The organism is Paenibacillus sp. Z3-2, from assembly GCF_054161325.1.
The window spans coordinates 2656074-2675592 of record NZ_CP096397.1 but is presented as its reverse complement, the minus strand read 5'-3'; the positions used below and the strand labels follow the sequence as shown (position 1 = coordinate 2675592).

The window sequence follows — 19519 nt, the reverse complement described above, 5'->3', positions numbered from 1 at the left end:
CTTTTCAGATATGTAGTATGTTAAAATGCAAGATGAGACGAAATCGTCAGGAGTGAATAACCTTGATTACGTATATGTTTAAGAACAATCATTTTCAGGAGCTTCAGCTCCTTCATTATGGAACCGAAGCCTGTACACCAGGTCATCACTTTGGCCCCGCCATGAGAGACTATTACAAAATTCATTATATTTTGAATGGCAAAGGCATCTTCGAAGTTGGTGGCAAAACGCATACTCTGCACAAAGGACAAGGATTTCTGATCGTTCCGCATTCCGTTGTGCATTATGAAGCAGACCAGGATGACCCATGGGAATACAGTTGGGTTGCTTTTCAAGGTAGCAATAGCCCATCCTTTTTACAGCAAGCCTGTCTGTCAGAGCATCACCCGATCTTTGATCTGGGCAATGAAGATGACGAGATGCGATCCTGCCTGCATCGAATGGTCCATTCGCGCAATACCCACAAAGGCTGGGAGATTAGCATGACTGGTTTGCTGTATCAATTCTTCTCCATTTTAATTGATCAGGCTAATTCAGAGCATCTTCAACCCATGCCGGATTATTCGAAGGAAACGTACGTAACCCAGGTAATGGACTTCATTGAAATGAACTATGCCAATGCCATTACCGTTCAATCGGTTGCATCCCATGTCGGTCTGCAGCGCAGTTACCTGTGCTCTCTCTTCAAGGATCAGATGGGAAGCAGTATTCAGTCGTATCTGGTCCATTACCGGATGCGCAGGGCAGCCCAATTGACCCTTGATCCGAATCTGACCATTGGTGATATTGCCCGCTCGGTGGGCTATACAGATCAATTGCTTTTCTCCAAAATGTTCAAAAAAGTGATGGGCGAAGCTCCCACTTACTACCGCAAACATAAAACAGCACCCTCCCAGTTAAGTTGCTAATTGGGAAGGTGCTGTTTTTGCTAATCGTTTATCCTTACAATCGTTATTCCTTACATTCGTTTACACCGTCTCTTGCATGGATACGCCGACGACTTGTACTTTAATTTCATTCACCATAACACCAGCTAATTGCTCTACAGCCTGTTGAACGTTATGTTGAAGTTCACGGCAGACCTCGTGCATCTTGTTGCCATATTGAATGTTGATGCGCAGCTGGATGGTTGCCTGATCGTCTTTGACATGCACATCAATCCCTTTTTGCAGACTCTTGCCGCTGATACTCTTGGCAATCCCTTCAGTCAGTCCAACGGACATGGAGGATACACCATTCGTGTTCTGTGCAGCCATCCCCACAATCTTGGACAGCACATCGTTCGAGATGTGAATGGTACCCAATTGAACAGATTGAGGTGCGATATATTCAGGTTCATTGTATTGTTTTTCGATAATTTCAGACATGTGCTCCACTCCTTCGAATAATTTAAATTCTATGCATTCTGCCATTTGTCCTTGAAGAACATGTTATAGATTCGAACCAAAAGAATTTTAACGATCATATAGACCGGGATAATAATCAGTATGGCAATAATGCCACCCAGGTCCCCCGCACCCAACACGAGAATGATGGTCGTGAGCGGGTGAATATCCAGCTTTTTGCCGAATACATAAGGTGCTACCAGGTTGTCCTGAATCTGCTGAGCGACGAGAATAATAATCAGAGACCAGATGGCAACCGATGGCGATACCACGAGACCCATGATCACAATAGGCACGGACGACACAATCGCTCCGATAAATGGAACAAAGTTCATGATGACCGCGATCACCGTTAACAATAATGCGTACGGCAGTCCAATGATGAGGAAACCAATATACATCAATACACCCAGCGCCAGATTGACCAAGACTCTTCCCACAATAAAACCACTCAGTGCCTGATCAATCTCAAGCACGACTTCACGGCTGTCATTTTGGAAACGTTTTGGAGCGATATGTGCCAGTTTACGGCCAAATTTCTCACCTTGTTTCAGCATATAGAACAGAATAATAGGTAGTGTAAACAAGATGATCGCAAAACTGGAAACCAGTGAGAGAAATCCACTTACATAGTTCGTCACAAAGTTAAATCCTTTGTTGATATACTCCGTGATTTGAGAGAATGGTGTCGAGCCCTCAGGGAACAAGGCTTGAATGGCACCATTTTGCTCCAGCTCTCTCAGCTGTTCACTTAATGAATTGATTATATTCGGCGCGTTATCGACCAGATTGATCAGTTGCTCACGTAACGATGGCCATAAGCCAATGATGAAGAACACTCCCAGAATAGCAATAACCAGATAGATTAGCAAAATACTTAGCGTGCGATTCAGTTTCTTTTTCTCCATGTAATTCACAAGCGGTCTTAGCAGATAATAAAAGAACACGGATAACATCATCGGCACGGTAATGACCGTGATCATGGTGACGAGCGGCTGAAAGATGAAGCTCACACGTGATAATAAATAGATATTAACCAATATCAGGGCCAGTGCAATACTGAACCGGACAAACGTATTTACTTTGAACAAAATATTCCCCTCCACATGACATTTCTTCTCTTATTTAATTCGGGATCTGAATGGTAAACACGGTGGTCTCCCGCCCACGCCGGGAAAGGATCAGCCGTCCGCCCATTTTCTCCGTATTACGACGTGCGATGGACAATCCAAGACCGGTGCCTCCGGTCGCCGTCCGTGCCTCATCCCCTCGTACAAACGGATCAAAGATGGTTGACCACAGTTCTTGGGGTATTCCCACCCCGGTATCTGCCACTTCAATCACCACATGGGTATCCAGCGGAATGAGTTCCACACGCAGTTCTGTCCCGAGTGGATTGTAAGATAGGGCATTGGTAATCAGATTCTGAATGACTCTGGATAGCAGCTCCGGATCATACCTCGCGTAGATCTCCTGATCCGGAACAAGGACATGAAGGACAAACTGTTTCTGCTCAATCTCCCCATAGGTATCTGCCATAATCTCTCGCACGAATTCTCCTATTTCTCTGCTCTCAATCTGCATGCGGAAATCGGGTGAATCCACCTTAAGCAGCTCCAGCATATTTTGTATCATGCGTGCGACTTGAACGGACTTGTTATAGATGTATCCCAGGTACCTTTGTTGCCTGTCCTTGTCCTCCCCACGTCCTTCCACCAAAGCCTGTGCATATCCCTGTATGGATGTTATAGGTGTCTTCAGATCATGGGACAGATCTACGATCAGCCGCTGTTTGCTCTCCTCGGCGTAACGTTTCTCCGCAGAGGTGTTCTCAATGACATCCGCCATGTAGTTAAAGGTCTCACCAATCTGGACAAATTCTCTCTCGGCCGAGATTGACATCCGTGTACTATAATTTCCCTGGATCATCTGCGTAAGACCCGAGGACAGAATACTGAGCGGCTTTTTGATTCTCCGTGCGACCCAATAGCTATATACGAAGATTAATGACAACACTAAACCGATACCAATCATAATGTAAAAAGATAACGGGTGCTTCAGATTGGTTATCAACTGGTTATCATTAATTCTTACGCTGACCAGATCACGTGGGATCTTCAGCAACACATACGCTGCCGCTCTTTCTGTCGAAAACGGAGTAATGGAGTAATAGTACGGCTGGTCGCTTCGATTTTCCAATCCAGCATACAGATCGGCTTCACTGTATTGGGTGAACGCATCTTGCTTGTCTCCCACATGATGAATGACGTTGCGATTCGCATCCAGAATCTCAATCCATCCTCCACTGTCCTTGAGACGTTGGATCTCTGTGTCTTCGTCTTGCGACACCGAACCTCCACCGGAGTAAAATTCGTTCTCCAGCTCTGCCACATATACATGGGCTTCGACATTCAGATCCGGATCAACTACTTGATCCGATATGCGGAAATCCACGACATCCAGAGATACCATAAGGTACACGATCAGTACCAGTAACAGCAAAAAGAAGTTGAACAGCAGGAAGTCCAGTGTCAGGGAAGTCTGCAACAGTCGCTTTTCTCTAGCTTTCCATGGGCGCTTCAATTTTGTATCCAAGTCCCCTTATCGTTTTGAGATATTCCGGTTGTCTGGAGTCACGCTCGATCTTCTCCCGAATGTTGCTGATATGTACCATGATGGTGCTGTCCTCGTGCGCATAATAGTCGCCCCAGACCGCTTCGTATATTTTTTTACGGGTGAACACTCGGCCAGGTTGATCGAGCAACAATTCCATAATTTTATACTCCGTAGAAGTTAATGTTACAGGATTTCCTGAACGAAAAAGGATACATTGGGATCGATCCAGCGTCAGATCGCCTAATACCAGATTCTGTTCTTTCGCTGCAGGGATTTCTGTTGCATCAAAATGATTAACTCTTCTGAGCAACGCCTCTACCCTGGCGACAATCTCAAGCGGGTTAAATGGCTTCGCTATATAATCATCTGCACCGAGTCCGAGTCCAAGGATTTTATCGTGATCCTGACTTTTGGCAGATAAGAACAGAACAGGCATGTGATGTGTGGCCCTGATCTGTTTGATTAACTGCAATCCATCCATTACAGGCATCATGATGTCCAGTATGACCAGATCGATCTGTGTTGAACGTATGGTTTGCAGCGCTTCGGCTCCATTCACCGCAGTCTTAATGGTATAGTCCTTCTCCAGATAGAGCTGAAGCAGTTCCACAATCTCAGGTTCGTCATCTGCAATTAATACGGTGTATCTCATGTTATTCCTCTCATTTCCTATACTCTATGCCTATCTCTACATTATTACTATATACTACGTCTCTTAATTCAACCTAAATCATTTCTAAAGATAATCTAAATAAATAGAAATAGAGCCCTGGCGCAGGCCAAGGCTTGAACTGTATCAGGACTGTTTTCCTTCTTCATTCAGGCTTTTCATTCTTCATCCGGGTCATTCGTATCACACTATTTATTACCCGCACGAAGCCACGGTTCAACTTTGCCCAATAATCGTTCCTTGTCGTACTGCATATATTGACTCGCCCGGTTACGCACAGGATCACCCGCGTAGAAACGTTCATATAGATCATGCCTTGCTCCGAGTGGACTTCCTGTCAGCTCCCATGCCAGTTGAAAGAGTCGAATCTTCTCAGGGGCTTGTAACGTCACACCCCCAAGATATTTTCCCATCATGGAGCCCATCGTTTCATTCATCTCAAACGTACCTGAAGGAATCTGAATCAGACCACCCGCAGCAATCGTCTTCAAAATCTCCACCGCGCGGGGGTAATAGCGATTGCCCAGATTACGTGCGGTTTCAATATATTTGAATTCCGGCAGCCAGTTGCCAAATGTGTCCGGTTTGGACTTCGCTTCCGCAGCAATAATCAGTCCCTCGATGGTTTGCATCTGACTGATCATCTCTCCGAGTTGTTCCTGCACATTCAGGAAAGAGTCCACCCCAATCTCCTTGGCAATGGCCGTGGTGACGGCTGTGACGAACTCGAGTTTTGAGTGCAATCGAATGATGCTCTGGTGATAGGCCAGACTGGACGAAGCTGTATTGCAGCGAATCTGCCATACGGCTTCGGGGTTATTGTGCAGTAATACACGTTCCCATGGCACTAATACATCGTCAAAAAATAAAACGGCATCCATCTCATCATACTGCGCACTGAGTGGATGAGAGTGATCCGAATCTTTGGCGGCAAAAGATTCCCGACACATCATGTGCAAGCCCGGACTGTCCGCGGCTACAATCAGCATATGGGCCAACTCTGGTCGATGGCCCGGAATTCGTTGAACGGGATAAGCGATGATATCATCCGCATAAGGCGCTGCTGTTGCCACCATCTTGGCCCCGCGGACCACGACGCCCTCCGCATTACTTTTGACAATCCGCAGCATAGCATCCTCATCTTCACCAACAGGCAAGGAACGATTAATCTGCGGGTCTCGCTGGACAATTGTCAGGAATGCATCTTTTCGTTTGGCTTGTTCAAAATAAGCGGATATTTTACCTGCAAATGCCGGGTCATGTGCTGTCATCTCATGTCGTGTTGCGTACCAACCTGTCAGGCGGGATCGGGCATAATCAGACAATCGGCTCATCACCCCATACGTCCGATCGGCCCATAGCCGAAAAGCAGCCGCCCTGCTGTTCACGTCAAGAACTGAACGAGGCACAAGAAAGGAGCGATGCACGTAACTCCCCGTCTGTTCGTCCCAGTAGGCCACGATTTCTCTTGTCTTCGGATCATCCACCAGGTTGAACAATCCTTCTATGGTTTGAAGTGTTCCCTGAAAGGCCTGATGTCGGGTTACCTGGATACGCTCTCCGTCCAGCCATACATTCCGCTCATCATTCAAACGTTGAATGTAAGCTTGTCCACGAGACATCGTGATACTCATGATATGTCCTCCCTCTCAGGCACCGGCCTGACATTTCTGTAACTCCATCCTTCTAACTGCTTAAGAAACTATGTAATGATACATTATGTATCTAACGAAATAGTACTGTGCCTTGGCTAGAAAAGTCAACAGACACCGAACTAGAAGTCCGGTGTCTGTTGGATCATCCGTTTTTTAGACTAACTTGGAATACATATGACGCAGATACCGCCAGCGCACGAGTGCAAAATACAAGATCTGCATGGAAGCAAACACCATGAAGATACGCAGGCTGTATCCAAAGACCGAGAAATCAACCAGTTGCTGCAACGCTACAAAGGCAACCGAACTGTGGATGACCGCAACCAGAATCGGCAGGAAGAACATAAGCAATAGCTGCCTTGTTACGATCTTGCGGAGTTCGGGACGACTCAGTCCCATTTTGCCAATCATGCGATACTGCGCTTCATCCCGTTCTAGATCTGCGTAGAGTCTGAAATACGTGAAACTTGCTGCAAAGGTGAAGAAAACAATGCCAATCAGGCCGCTCAAGATCAGAATGATCCCGTTCGTTTGTTTGGAATTAAGCCAGTCCACCACAAGCGCGCTGATCTCGAAATAACCTCGATCGGATTGATCCTTTTGAATGGATTCGATTAGTTCAGGAGCGAAGCTGCGTGTACTCATCCAATCTTTTACCACAAATTGAGTCGTACGGTTGGAATAGAAATCTTCAGGCATCCCCACTTCCTGGTTATACGCTGGTCTCAACTTATCAAACAATTCGTCGGTTACGACGTAGAGATTAATTTCATTTTGAAAAGGAATCACAATATCGGTACCAGGTGTCACTAGCCGAATCTGTTCCGACCGATTATCAATCTCCAGATTGACCTCCGTCCCTGAGAATCCTTGTTCGGCCTGATCACGGTACTTCTTACGAACCGCCAAATTGCTTGGTGTCATAAATGACTCATCGACCTGTTTCAATGTACGTTCTTCATACCCAAGTGCCTTCGCCAGACGGTTATAATCACTTAGCTTGATAATATTTCCATTGTTATTTTCATATATAGGAGCATAACTGCCCTTCACGTAGGGAACTTCATGATCAATCAACGTTTCTTCAATCTGCCGAATATGTCGCTCTGACTCGGGAGTATCCCACGAATTCATGTACGTGAATGCATACGGATTCGACATGGACGACAACCCCGGGTCAGCAATCGCGAGCATGGTGCCAATTCCCGTAAATGAAGAAGCCGAGATGATACTTACCATGAAAAACATGATCGCGTTATCTTTCATTCGATAGGTAAGTTCAGATAGGAAGAGCAGATTGGTTTTACGGAAAAACAACCTTGGATTTCTTTTGAGTGCCCGAATGATGTATACACTGAGCTGCGTGAACAGAAAGTACGTACCTGCAATAACGACCACGACACTTGCGAGTAATAACGGAAACGAGAAGCTTATCCATACAAAAGTGAATACTCCTGCATAGCCCCCGCCAATTAACAATACTGATAACAAGGCGAGCAGACGTGATGCTTTGGGTTCCGGTTTTGGTTTTTCCTCTGATTTCACAAGGTCAATGAGAGTTCCTTTGCGGATGAGCAAGGATGATGACATCGCGATAACAACAAACAGGAGCAGAAATGCACCAGCCGTCAGGGCAATGCCTTTTAGTGGAAAATAGAATCGAAGGCTATTCTCGACAGCCAGCATGGAGCCACAGATCAGCAGGATCAATTTGCCGAAAATAATTCCGAGTCCGATACCGGTAACAATGGAAGCTAATCCGATACACATGTTCTCCATAAACAGAAGCCTGTTCATCTGTTTACGTGTCATGCCAATGATCAGGAAAATACCAAATTCTTTCTTGCGCGTCTTCAGAAATGAACCAACGGAATAAAGCAGGAACAGGAATGAAAAGATGAATATAATGATCTCTGCAATCATAAACCCCTGATTCGCAAGCAACGTAACCGTACCACTTGATCCCTTTAACCCCGCTTTCAGATCAGGATGGAACAGGAGCAATGCGTAAGTAAAAAAGATCATAACGGAAAATGTACTGCTCAGAAAATGAGCCAGATATATTCGTTTGTTGCGAACAACGTTATTAATGGCGAACTGGCGAAAATTCATGTCCTGACCCTCCCATTAGGGATAATACATTAATAATCTTCTGGTAAAAGGCTGCACGATTATCGCCGTAGTGAATTTCATTGTACAGTTTGCCATCCTTGATAAAGACAACCCGACTGCAATAACTTGCGGCTACTGCATCATGGGTGACCAATAGCATCGTAGCCTGATCCTCCTGATTGCGGGTTTCGAGAATCTCCATCACATCTCTTGCCGCCTTCGAATCCAGGTTGCCTGTTGGCTCATCAGCCAGAATCAGCTTCGGAGAATGGATAAGCGCTCTGGCAATGGCAGTACGCTGTGCCTGTCCTCCTGATATCTCATATGTCCGTTTGTTCAGAATACTTTCGATCCCGAGCTTGCTTGCCAGTAGTTCCACACGTGTGTTCATCTCTGCTAGCGAAACACCGTCAAGAGTCAGTGGCAGCACAATGTTTTCCTTGACTGTCAGTGTATTTAACAGATTGAACGATTGAAAAACAAATCCAAGCTCTTTGCGCCGGAACAGCGCGAGTTCGTCCTGATTCAATTCAAACGGATTCTTCCCTGCAATTCGCAGTTCGCCTGATGTTGGATGATCAATGGTTGAGATCATGTTCAGCAGTGTTGTTTTGCCACTACCCGATGGTCCCATGATGCCAACAAACTCACCTTCCTGAATACTGAGGTCAATACCTGATAACGCTTCATAAGATACGATGCCTTTGTAGATTTTACTGATCTGTTTCACAGAACAAATCTCCATGGTTACAACTCCTTAGTGATGTATGAATTCAAAATCAAGTTACATTCATGCTGTGTGCATGCGTATAGCGCGTGGCCTTTCCTGTGATCTTCTGACTACAGTCTATCGAAGTTTCGGCCATTCTCCTATGGTTTAACCTTTCATCAACATGACAATGTTGTAAGGTTGCATCATGGAAATCAAAAAGACGCCTTCGCCCCGACCAGGCAATAGACGTCTATACTCACACTTACACTGTAATTCATACTCCACTGACACTTCTTCAACAAAAATACACAACTCACGTCCCAATCTTATCTTCAACCTGCCTCTCAGGAGTTGAATGTAATTCGGACGGTCGTTCCTTCACCGTACACGGATTCAAGATCGATCCGATGATTCATTCGCGTCAGCACTTCTTTTGCAATATACAGCCCCATGCCTGTGGACTCCTTGAAATGCCGCCCGTTCTCCCCGGTGAAGAAAGGCTGGAATACCCGATTCAGATCAGACTTCGGAATCCCGATACCTTGATCCTGCACTTCCAGCATGATGGAGCGTTCCGCTTCATACGCACGCATATGGATCTTTTGCCCGCTGCCCGCGGAGTACTTGATTGCATTGGACAGTAACTGCACCAGGACGAAACGAAGCCACTTGGCATCGGATTGCACAACCAGGGAAGGTTCTATATGCATCTCTGGATAGACGTGATTGCGGATGAAGAATCGCTTCAGCTCATGGATCGCCTCTTCTCCAGCGGTCTTCAGTATCACAGGTTCAACACTAAAATCCTGTTCGAAGGTATCTAAGCGAGCCACATACAGCACAGTCTCCAAACCTCGTCTCATCTGGTCCGCTTCCTCCCGAATGCTTATGAGCCGAGGATCGTCATCCTCCTGATCTTCCACGGTCAACTCAATGACGGATAACGGTGTTTTCATCTGATGTACCCACTGATTCATGAACGTCAGATATTCTTGCTGCCGCTGTTCCAGCCGATGCAGATGAGCATGATACTGTCCGTATTGTGAATCCAGCAGCTTCTCCAGCGCCAGTGATAAAGGACTTGTTTCGTTCAATGGTACAAACTCCTTCAGCGAATCCATCGATCGTGACATCCGGGCATAAAAAGAACGATGTGAATAATAACGATACACCAAATATCCAACGTACAAAAATAATCCCAATGCTACGGCATAACCAGCCGTGATCCAATCGTTGTAACCGTCATACCAGAACACCGCAACAACGGTGAACAAGATGGCAATAACCCAGCAAGTTAAAGCAAGATGTTCTCTTATAAACAATCTCATGATGGAGAAGAGGCTTTCCAGTTATTGTTCAGTCGATAACCCGAACCTCTGACCGTTTCCAGTGCATCCGTAATGCCAAGCTCGGCTAATCGCTTACGTACCCGAGTAACGTTAACGCTAAGTGTGTTGTCATCCACAAAAGAGTCATCCCACAGCTTCTCCAAGATTGTCTCTCTGCTCACCAGCTTGGGACTGCGGCGCAGTAACGTTTCCAGCAGAATGGTTTCCTTCTTCGTCAGCTGCACTTTGCGATCACCGAGCTGAATCTCCAGTCTTTCCAAGTACACGACCAAGCCGTCCAGTTCCACCTTGCGTTCTTCGTCACGTGCAGCGTAATCCCCATATACCCTACGCAGCTGACTACGAATTTTGGCTATAACAATCTCATGCTCAAATGGCTTCGTGATATAATCATCCGCCCCATTCTCCAGAGCCATGACCTGATCCATCTTTCCACTCCGCGCGGAGATAAACAGAATCGGGCATGTAGACAGAGTACGAATCTGGCGACACCAATAGAAACCATCGTAGCTGGGCAAGTTGATATCCAGCAGCACCACATGCGGCTGTACCTGCTCAAACTGCTGTACAATCATCTCAAAATCCTCGACCAATACGGCCCTGTCTCCATAACGCTCAATATGAGATTTTAATAATCCCGCAATCTTGGGATCGTCCTCTATAATCATAATGGTATACATTGTTGGATCTCACCTCTGCCAAAATCATATCACAGGATTTATTATCGAGCATCGATTTGCTTACGCCAATCCACAATATCTGCGTTCAATTGCTTCAGGTCTCCGGAAGCTGTCTGATCATCCGACAACTTGTATTGTTGCTTCAATGCCAGGATACGACGTACACTTTCATCGATTCGAGACTCAGAGATCTCACCTGACTTCACCGCACTCATGAGTGTATCAAAAATCGTCTTGGCACTCTCATAACTGTGAGCGACCAACAGAATGTCACTTCCTGCTTTAACAGTTGCTAGAGCAGCTTCGTCCAGCTTGAAGTTCTTCGCGATTGCTCCCATACTCAGGTCATCTGTGATGACCACACCGTCATACTTGAATTTTCCGCGCAGATGTTCACCAATAATGACATCGGATAAGGAGGCCGGATGATCCGGATCCAGCTTCGGGAACAAAATGTGTGCAACCATGACGGCCTCCACTTGCTCTTTCACTGCGGCCTGGAATGGAATCCATTCAAGCTCGGCCAGTTCTTTTTCCGTTTTATTCACGACAGGCAGATCGAGATGGGAATCCACGGACGTATCACCATGACCCGGAAAATGTTTCACTACCGGAATAATGCCTTCACTTCGCAGACCTTTCATCTCAGCAATCCCCATACGCGACACCAGTTCTGCCGAGCTGCCGAATGAACGATCTCCAATGACCGGGTTCTTCGGGTTGCTGTTCACATCCAGCACGGGAGCAAAGTCCACATTAAAACCCACAAGCTGAACTTGTCTGGCCAGCAATTCCCCCATCGTTTCAGCAAGCGCGCTATCTTTCGTCCGCCCTACCTTCCCATTGGAAGGAATGGACTCTACCGTCTCGGGCATACGGCTGACTTTACCGCCCTCCTGATCTACGCTCATGAAGATCGGTACCGGGTTCGACTGATTCGCTTCCTTGATGGATTGTACTAACTTGGCTGTTCCCTCAAGTGTCGTTACATTATTGGCATAAAATATAATGCCCCCTACTTTTTGTTCTGTAATCATCTGCTTGGCCTGATCGTCCAGCGTTGTCCCTTGAACACCGGCCAGTATCATCTGTCCAATCTTCTCTTCTAACGTTAATGAACTGAGCTGCTCCTGCACCGGATCGACTTCTTCTGGTACTTCTTCCTGCGGTGGAGCGGTATTCTGCTCCGGCGATGAAGATGATTGCCCTGTATTAGAGCCGGTGTTCGAATCCGTTGCGGAGGAAGGTTTCTGAGCTTGGCCGCATGCGGATAAAAGCAGCACGATTCCCAGTAGAATACACAACATCTGCAGTGGTACTCTCCGTTTATTGTTCGAGTTGTCCCTATAGTCGTACAAGGATATTCATCCTCCTTATGTAATGTCGTCTCGGCAACCCATGGGTTCAGGCATAACCTTATCATAAGGTGATGGATTTTCAAAATGAATCATGCTCGATATTAAATCGTTGTGCAGATTTAGTTACAGCGAAAAAAATGGTTGCTTTGGGACCTGAGATGTGGAGCCTAATGGGGTTGTGACTAAGCGCGTGTGCGATGTATGGGGGCGATGTCAAGGAGTAACGGTGCACGAAATATTTTTTTCTGTTGTGAATTTTTCATATGTTGAAATTATTAGTATAGGTAGATCGAAAAGCCGCCCAAAGGCGGCTCATTTGTTCGTTTTTGTTTCATCTTTCGTTGTAAATTGTTGCCGTTCAGGGTTGGGTCATCTTTCGCCAAACGTTCTTAACCTTCTATTAACGGAGTGTTTGCAACACTTCAGTTGTAAACGAAATGATTTCGGATGAACGACCTTCACGAACTTTGGCAGGCCATTCCGGATCACTGAGCAGAACGCGGCCCAAAGCAATCAAGTCAAATTCATTATTCTCCAGCTTCTCATTCAATAGATCCAGATGGGCATCCCCTGTTCCCTGGTTCTCGGTTGCTCTATCCACAAATTCAGCTTCAAGACCTACCGATCCAACCGAAATAGCTGGTTTACCCGTTATTTTTTGCGTCCAACCCGCAAGGTTCAGCTCGGAACCTTCGAATTCCGGTAACCAGAACCGGCGTGTAGAGCAATGGAATATATCCACGCCAGCAGCACTGAGTGGCGCCAAGAATTGCTCCAATTGTTCTGGCGTTTCCACCAGACGTGCTTCATAATTCCCCATCTTCCATTGGGAGAACCGGAGCACAATTGGGAAATCAGGACCAACCGCCGCACGACAAGCTTCAATCACTTCAACTGCAAATTGGGTTCGCCGTACCAAATCACCACCATACTTGTCCGTCCGTCGATTCGTCTGTTCCCAGAAGAATTGGTCAATCAGATATCCATGGGCTCCGTGCAGCTCAATTCCATCAAATCCGATTCGCTGTGCATCTGCTGCCGCTTGGGCAAATGCCTGAACAAGACCTTGAATCTCATCTTCCGTTAATGATTCACGTGATGGTTCACCTGCCATGCTAACGCCTGACGGACTTACCGGCTCAGCTTCTGCATTAGGCAAGTCGCCGGAACGACGCGCTGTACCCACATGCCACAATTGTGGCATGATTTTGCCACCCGCTTCATGTACTGCTTTCACTACGTTAGCCCATCCTTGCAGAGAATCTTCACCATGGAACAATGGAATACTCTCCCCGCTAACCGAAGACGGATGATTAATGCCTGTACCTTCCGTAATGATAAGTCCAACTCCACCTGCTGCTCTGCGGCGATAATATTCCACAACTTCTGGTCCAGGTACGCCCTCCGGTGAGAATCCACGTGTCATGGGTGCCATAACGATTCGGTTAGACAATGTCAGCTTGTCCGAGGTGAAGGGTTTAAATAATGCTGAAGGTACGTTCATGGTATATTGCTCCTTTGCAATTGGAAGTATGAAACTCCGCATTTACACGAAATGCGACACGCTTTTGTATAAAGTAACAGGTGTAATCCAGTTGTCTGGTTAACGTTATTTCTCTATCTATTTTATAGCTTCTTAATTTTATTTTCAAATTTTTGAAGTTGGGCGTTCAAACTAATTTTATAGACAAAAAAGAGAGTTGTGGCAGTCTCTGTTGCACGCTGCCGAAGCAGTCTTCCCCGCACTCTACTACATCTTCAGATGTTTTCCCGGTCACCAATAATGTGGATGTGGCATAGTATATAATCCATAATCTTCCTTCCAAATTTAATTAGCATTCATCGGGATATCACTGCGGTTCACTCGAAGTAATTTTCCTGACGAAGTAGACAGCACATCAGGGTCTGTACCGAGACCGAAGTAGAAGTCACCTTCATTCTCTTCGAATGACTTGGCATACGTATCCTGATTAAAGCGCAGAATCTCATTCCATGTTGTCAGATCCGTTGATTGGTAGACCCGGTTGATGTACAGATTGGCACTTTGAAGTGTGTACGTGAGTACATACACCTTGCCGTCCCGTAGCAACACATCCGTAGGAAGAGCCTTGGCATCTGGAAGATTAACTCGCCTTGCCTGATTAATGTTAGTCATGACATTCAAGGATTTGGGCAGCAGCTGCCCATCATTGAACACGCCTCCCGCTATATAGAGCAACTTGTTATTGAAGTTAACATTTTTACCTATTTTGTTATAAGGAATCGTACCCTTTTGATAATTGAGTCCTGGCAGCATTTTACTACCATAGATGACAACATCCCGTTTCTCAAGCTTTTCGTTAATCTCCAGGATATTGGTTTTGTCATTCCATATTTTATTGGCTGGATACATCATGCCAGAGGCATACAATTTTCCATTGAGTTGGAACATCGTATAAGCCCGGAAGCCGAACGTATTAATGGTCGCATATTTCTGCCAAGTCTCACCTTCGTTATGAGAGATTAATATGGTTGGTTTGGAATCTGTACCCAGCGCGGCAAACATCTTGCCCTGATAAGATGCCAAATCGTATACGTGTACACCTAGCGGCAGATTGCGATATTTGGTCCACACCTCTCCATCCAGACGATAGAAGTTGCCCAATTCCCACTTTTCACTATCAGAATCATTGCCAGGAATATATAACTTGTCGTTTAGTACTCTGTAGATATCAATCTGTTCCTCATCCACATACATCTTCGTCGATGGCAAGATGCCCGGGTTGCTGTTAGTCACCGACTGGGTCTTGAATTTTGCATTCGCTGTATCATAATAAATGACTGGAATAGGGCCTGAATTCGGCGCTACGCCCAGATTGCTGCTATTCCCATGGCCCAAATATATTTTGCCGTTGTACAGTTGCATGTCCCAGACGTTATTAGCATATGGTGTTTTGGTAAAAGGTCTGCCTAGCAGTTCGATCTTCGATGTTACATCTGCTGAACTGATCGGTGCATTCGATACCTTGGCAAGCCCACGTTCAGTCGCAGGGGGTTGACTCGTTGACGTAGTGTTTTTCGGCTTGGAGTTACCCATAAGCATCCAGCTCATTCCTGCGACAATGGTCAAAATGACGGCTGTCCATTTCGTATGTCTCTGCATGTCCGCTTCCTCCTTCATTTTTCAAGACAATTTCCTTCACACCAAGATGATACATTTTGTATCTTTTCATACTATGTAAAACTACCTGTACATGCAACAAATTCCGCCCTATTTACACAAAAAAAGTAGACAATCACATCACTTGGTGTGTTGTCTACTCGTTCTCACTACCTGTGAATTCTATTCTGCTTTCACCAGAATCTTAACCTGATTTTTCTCTTTCAACAGTGCTTCAAATCCACGCTCTACCACTTCATCCAACGAAATTCGTTTGGTCACCAGCTTGTCTGCCGGGAAGAAACCTTTATCCATCAAACTGATAACCGCCGGGAATACATCGCGATAACCAATAATGCCATTGACCGTACGTTCTTTCATGACAATCGAGTTCGGGTGGATCGGCGCTTCCTGTTCAAAAATACTGACGATCATCAACTCGCCACCAATACGTGTCGAATCGATGGCTTGTTGCAGAACACGGGGAACACCGGTTACTTCATAGGCTACGTTAACGCCGCCTTGAGTACGTTGATGGATCTCTTCCACTACATTAAACTGCATTGGATCGATCACAATGGCACCGAGTTCTTCGGCTTTTGCTTTCCGCTCATCTGACAACTCCACCACATAAATATCCGACGCTCCCGAAGCTTTAAGCGCTTCAATGACTAGTAGTCCAATTGGGCCTGCGCCAAACACAGCTGCCGTATCGCCCACTTTCAGTTTGCTTTGGCGCACGGCGTGAAGCGCTACAGCTGAGGGTTCAACCAACGCACCTTGCTCATACGAGATTGAATCCGGTATGGCATGTACCATGTTTTCTTTAGCAGTTACATACTCGGAGAAACCTCCTCCGCCTCCAGCGAGTCCAAGGAAACCCATCTGATCGCACAGATTGTATCTGCCCTGTTTACAAGCTTCGCAGTGTCCACAGGCATAGATTGGTTCTACCACAACACGATCGCCCGCCTTGAAACGTGTAACGCCTTCCCCTACTTCTACCACCTGTCCTGAGAATTCATGCCCCATGACTATAGGCGCTTGTTCCCCTGTTAGCAGATGCGGCGCTTGAGCCGGAATGAAGATCGGACCTGCTGTGTACTCGTGCAAATCACTGCCGCAGATTCCGCACCATTCCACTTTTATTTTGACCTTACCTTCTTCAGGATGAGGTTCATTAATATTTTCGAGACGTAAATCTTTGACTCCATGCCAGCGTAATGCTTTCATTTGTTTCATCTCCCAGATCATAAGTTTTATACAATCGGAAACGTTTCCGTAAATTAAATATGTCACATTTGAGATACGCTGTCAAACATATTTCCCCATTAATATGTCTAAATCGTGATCATATCGAGCTCAATATAGAATACTAATGTTTAACTCAATAGGCCCCAACATGAATCTGCTCCTTACGCGAGATACTTCATTGCTCAAATGTTATAATCAAGTTATATATTTATCAGCGAATTCATACATATCCCAAAAATCCGGAATCGTTTCCGATTAAGTGAGGTAACCATACATTGAGTAAAGATCAGAAACTTACGATCAAGGACGTGGCCGAACGTGCTGGCGTGGGCATCGCTACCGTATCCCGGGCTATTAATAATACAGAAGGCATCAGCAGTAAAACACGGGATAAGGTGATGCAAGCCATTGAAGAACTGGGGTTTGTACCCAATACCTCCGCTCAGAGTCTGAAAATTCGGCAAACGCACCAGATCGCACTCGTTGTACCCGACATACGTAACGCCATCATTCCGGAAATCTCCTGGTCAGTGGAGCAAACCGCGAAGCAGCATGGATACCATGTTGTGCAGATCAATACGGCCGGCAATGCTCGAACTGAGCTGGAAACCATTCGTAATGTAAAAAAACTGCATGTGGATGGACTAATCTTTATGCCCCTGGCGTATCCCAAAACGTTACCCGGGCTGATTGATAAAGCCCCGCTCCCCATCTCCATGATTAATTACGGCAAGAAACTGGAACCGGGCATGAAGGCAGATATTGTCTCTCTGTCTCAACCTGAAGGCAAATTGGTGATGGAACATCTGTTCAAAATCGGCCGGACTCGAATCGCATATGCCGGAGCACCGAAGGACATTATTGAAGAACGCTTCCGTGCGTATGAGCAAGCCGTAGGACACGTGGACATCTCGCTCGTTTACTTCGGTGAGGACTTTTCCTTGAATACCGGTGCCAATGCTGCAGATTATTTCTACGGACTTACGCATATGCCAGATGCAGTCTATGCCATTAATGACATGGTCGCCATCGGTTTGGTTAATCGCTTCAAGGAGTTAGGGATTCGTGTACCCGAAGATGTGGCTGTGGTAGGCGTGGATAATAATCAATGGACCACTGTCTCGTCTCCACAGATTAGTTCTGTATCCATCATGGGGGAAGAAGTCGCCAGGCTCGCTACTGAGCTGTTGTTAAAACGAATTCGGGAAATGAACACGAGCGATTACGAACACATTCAATTTGAACCGCGCTTAATTGTTCGTGAATCAAGCGTTACCACGTTTCGTTCGTCTTCGCATGGACCGCACACGTAAACTTGGTGAGTGGGATGGAATACTTTACGGCTATGACTATCCCTTCCCTTCAGTTCTTCTGCTGCACGGATGCACAAAAAAGGTGTTGCTCAGGGATAATCATTTCCTGGCAACACCTTATTTATTGTTGAGTTCATATCAATTATAGGTGAGCCGTTATTCAGCACACGTTTATCTAAGGGAGCAGTTGCCTGATCGGTGTTCCCTTCAGAAACATCTCTATATTTTCTACGGTATGATTATAATAGATCTCATAATTGCCACGAGTCACATAACCCAGATGCGGTGTTGCCAGGACGTTGGGCAATGTTCGCATCACATGGTTAACCGGTAGCGGTTCCTGCTCATATACATCCAGACCTGCGCCAGCAATCACACCACTCTGCAATGCCTCCACCATAGCTTCCTGATCGACAATGCCCGCTCGCGACGTATTGATGAATAGCGCACTGGATTTCATATGTTGAAATTCAGCTTGTCCGATCAGATTCCGCGTACGATCACTTAATACCAGATGAATGGATACGATGTCGCTCTGTGCAAGGAGTTGCTCCTTGGTCTCAGACCAGATCACACCATGTTTTTCGGCTTTTTCTGGTGTCAGATTCTCGCTCCAGGCTATCACATTCATGCCGAATGTTTGTGCGATCTCAGCCATACGAGTACCTATTTTCCCCAAACCGAGCAATCCAAGTGTTCTACCATGCAGATCCATGCCTACAGTGCTCTGCCAGTTTCGATTGGAGCGAAGTGCATTATTTTCCGTAACCAGCTGTCTGGACAGTCCCAGTATAAGAGCCCAGGTAAGTTCTGTTGGCGGATTGGAGCTTCCCTCCGTTCCACACACAATGACCCCGTGCTGCTCTGCAGCCCTGAGGTCTATGGACGCATTGCGCATACCACTTGTAATCAGCAGTTTTAGCCGGGGGAGCTGAGAAATGACCCCCTCCGGAAACGGTGTACGTTCCCGCATGAGGACCACCATATCGAAATCCTGCAATTCCTGAATGACTTTCTCTTCCGAGCCCATATAGTTATTGAATGTCTGAATCTCTACCCGATCCATCAACGGACTCCAGTCCGCTGACGTCAGCGCGACGTTCTGATAATCATCCAAAACGGCACAGCGCAACTTCATATCCATTCCCGATCTCCTCCTATATCTGCTCCATTCTTATCTATATTGTAGCAACTTCGGCTTAATCTGCCCAATGCCATCAGACATAGATAGCGCAGGGAAGCGACTTCTAAAACCCTCCTATATTGAAATACTCTG

General features: G+C 46.1%; 16 protein-coding genes. 2 read left to right on the top strand and 14 right to left on the bottom strand.

The annotated features are described in order from the left end of the window. Window positions 1-62 precede the first annotated feature (62 nt). Entirely contained in the window at window positions 63-908 is an 846-nt protein-coding gene (locus tag M1D71_RS12150; protein ID WP_458126644.1) for an AraC family ligand binding domain-containing protein, read from the top strand. A gap of 60 nt (window positions 909-968) precedes the next feature. Here M1D71_RS12150 and M1D71_RS12145 read toward each other — a convergent pair whose 3' ends face one another. The 13 genes from M1D71_RS12145 to M1D71_RS12085 all read right to left on the bottom strand — a co-directional run bounded on the left by M1D71_RS12145 (window position 969) and on the right by M1D71_RS12085 (window position 16909). After that, entirely contained in the window at window positions 969-1367 is a 399-nt protein-coding gene (locus M1D71_RS12145; protein WP_145317999.1) for an Asp23/Gls24 family envelope stress response protein, read from the bottom strand. 29 nt (window positions 1368-1396) lie between these two features. Then, complete coding sequence (locus M1D71_RS12140; RefSeq protein ID WP_458126643.1) at window positions 1397-2476, bottom strand: AI-2E family transporter; 1080 nt, start codon at window positions 2474-2476, stop codon at window positions 1397-1399. A gap of 34 nt (window positions 2477-2510) precedes the next feature. After that, window positions 2511-3968 (bottom strand): sensor histidine kinase, encoded by a 1458-nt coding sequence (locus tag M1D71_RS12135; RefSeq protein ID WP_458126642.1) that lies wholly within the window; start codon window positions 3966-3968, stop codon window positions 2511-2513. Next, window positions 3946-4653 (bottom strand): response regulator transcription factor, encoded by a 708-nt coding sequence (locus M1D71_RS12130; RefSeq protein ID WP_458126641.1) that lies wholly within the window; start codon window positions 4651-4653, stop codon window positions 3946-3948. The genes M1D71_RS12135 and M1D71_RS12130 overlap by 23 nt, the downstream gene beginning before the upstream one ends. A 206-nt stretch (window positions 4654-4859) precedes the next feature. After that, window positions 4860-6305, bottom strand: a complete 1446-nt coding sequence (locus M1D71_RS12125; RefSeq protein WP_458126640.1) for a 4-hydroxyphenylacetate 3-hydroxylase family protein — start codon at window positions 6303-6305, stop codon at window positions 4860-4862. 174 nt (window positions 6306-6479) lie between these two features. Further along, window positions 6480-8438: an FtsX-like permease family protein gene (locus M1D71_RS12120; protein WP_458126639.1), complete on the bottom strand. Its 1959-nt coding sequence runs from the start codon at window positions 8436-8438 to the stop codon at window positions 6480-6482. Further along, on the bottom strand, window positions 8413-9183 hold the full coding sequence (locus M1D71_RS12115) for an ABC transporter ATP-binding protein (RefSeq protein ID WP_458126638.1): 771 nt from the start codon (window positions 9181-9183) through the stop codon (window positions 8413-8415). The genes M1D71_RS12120 and M1D71_RS12115 overlap by 26 nt, the downstream gene beginning before the upstream one ends. Before the next feature lie 311 nt (window positions 9184-9494). Continuing rightward, a complete protein-coding gene (locus tag M1D71_RS12110) occupies window positions 9495-10478 on the bottom strand; it encodes a sensor histidine kinase (RefSeq protein ID WP_458126637.1) in 984 nt (327 codons plus the stop codon). Next, window positions 10475-11179 carry a response regulator transcription factor gene (locus M1D71_RS12105; RefSeq protein WP_091031246.1) on the bottom strand — a complete coding sequence of 235 codons (705 nt, stop codon included), beginning with the start codon at window positions 11177-11179 and terminating at the stop codon, window positions 10475-10477. Before M1D71_RS12105 ends, M1D71_RS12110 begins: the two co-directional genes overlap by 4 nt. A gap of 41 nt (window positions 11180-11220) precedes the next feature. After that, a complete protein-coding gene (nagZ, locus tag M1D71_RS12100; RefSeq protein ID WP_458126636.1) occupies window positions 11221-12537 on the bottom strand; it encodes a beta-N-acetylhexosaminidase in 1317 nt (438 codons plus the stop codon). A 400-nt stretch (window positions 12538-12937) separates the two neighbouring features. After that, window positions 12938-14041, bottom strand: a complete 1104-nt coding sequence (locus M1D71_RS12095) for an NADH:flavin oxidoreductase (protein WP_458126635.1) — start codon at window positions 14039-14041, stop codon at window positions 12938-12940. Window positions 14042-14365: 324 nt separating this feature from the next. Continuing rightward, a complete protein-coding gene (locus M1D71_RS12090) occupies window positions 14366-15679 on the bottom strand; it encodes a hypothetical protein (protein WP_458126634.1) in 1314 nt (437 codons plus the stop codon). A 180-nt stretch (window positions 15680-15859) separates the two neighbouring features. Next, window positions 15860-16909: a 2,3-butanediol dehydrogenase gene (locus M1D71_RS12085; RefSeq protein WP_458126633.1), complete on the bottom strand. Its 1050-nt coding sequence runs from the start codon at window positions 16907-16909 to the stop codon at window positions 15860-15862. 296 nt (window positions 16910-17205) lie between these two features. On the opposite strand from M1D71_RS12085, the gene M1D71_RS12080 reads away from it, so the two are divergent. Next, on the top strand, window positions 17206-18243 hold the full coding sequence (locus tag M1D71_RS12080; RefSeq protein WP_458126632.1) for a LacI family DNA-binding transcriptional regulator: 1038 nt from the start codon (window positions 17206-17208) through the stop codon (window positions 18241-18243). A 175-nt stretch (window positions 18244-18418) separates the two neighbouring features. On the opposite strand, the gene M1D71_RS12075 is transcribed toward M1D71_RS12080, so the two are convergent. Beyond that, window positions 18419-19387 carry a D-2-hydroxyacid dehydrogenase family protein gene (locus M1D71_RS12075; protein ID WP_458126631.1) on the bottom strand — a complete coding sequence of 323 codons (969 nt, stop codon included), beginning with the start codon at window positions 19385-19387 and terminating at the stop codon, window positions 18419-18421. Window positions 19388-19519: the final 132 nt, after the last annotated feature.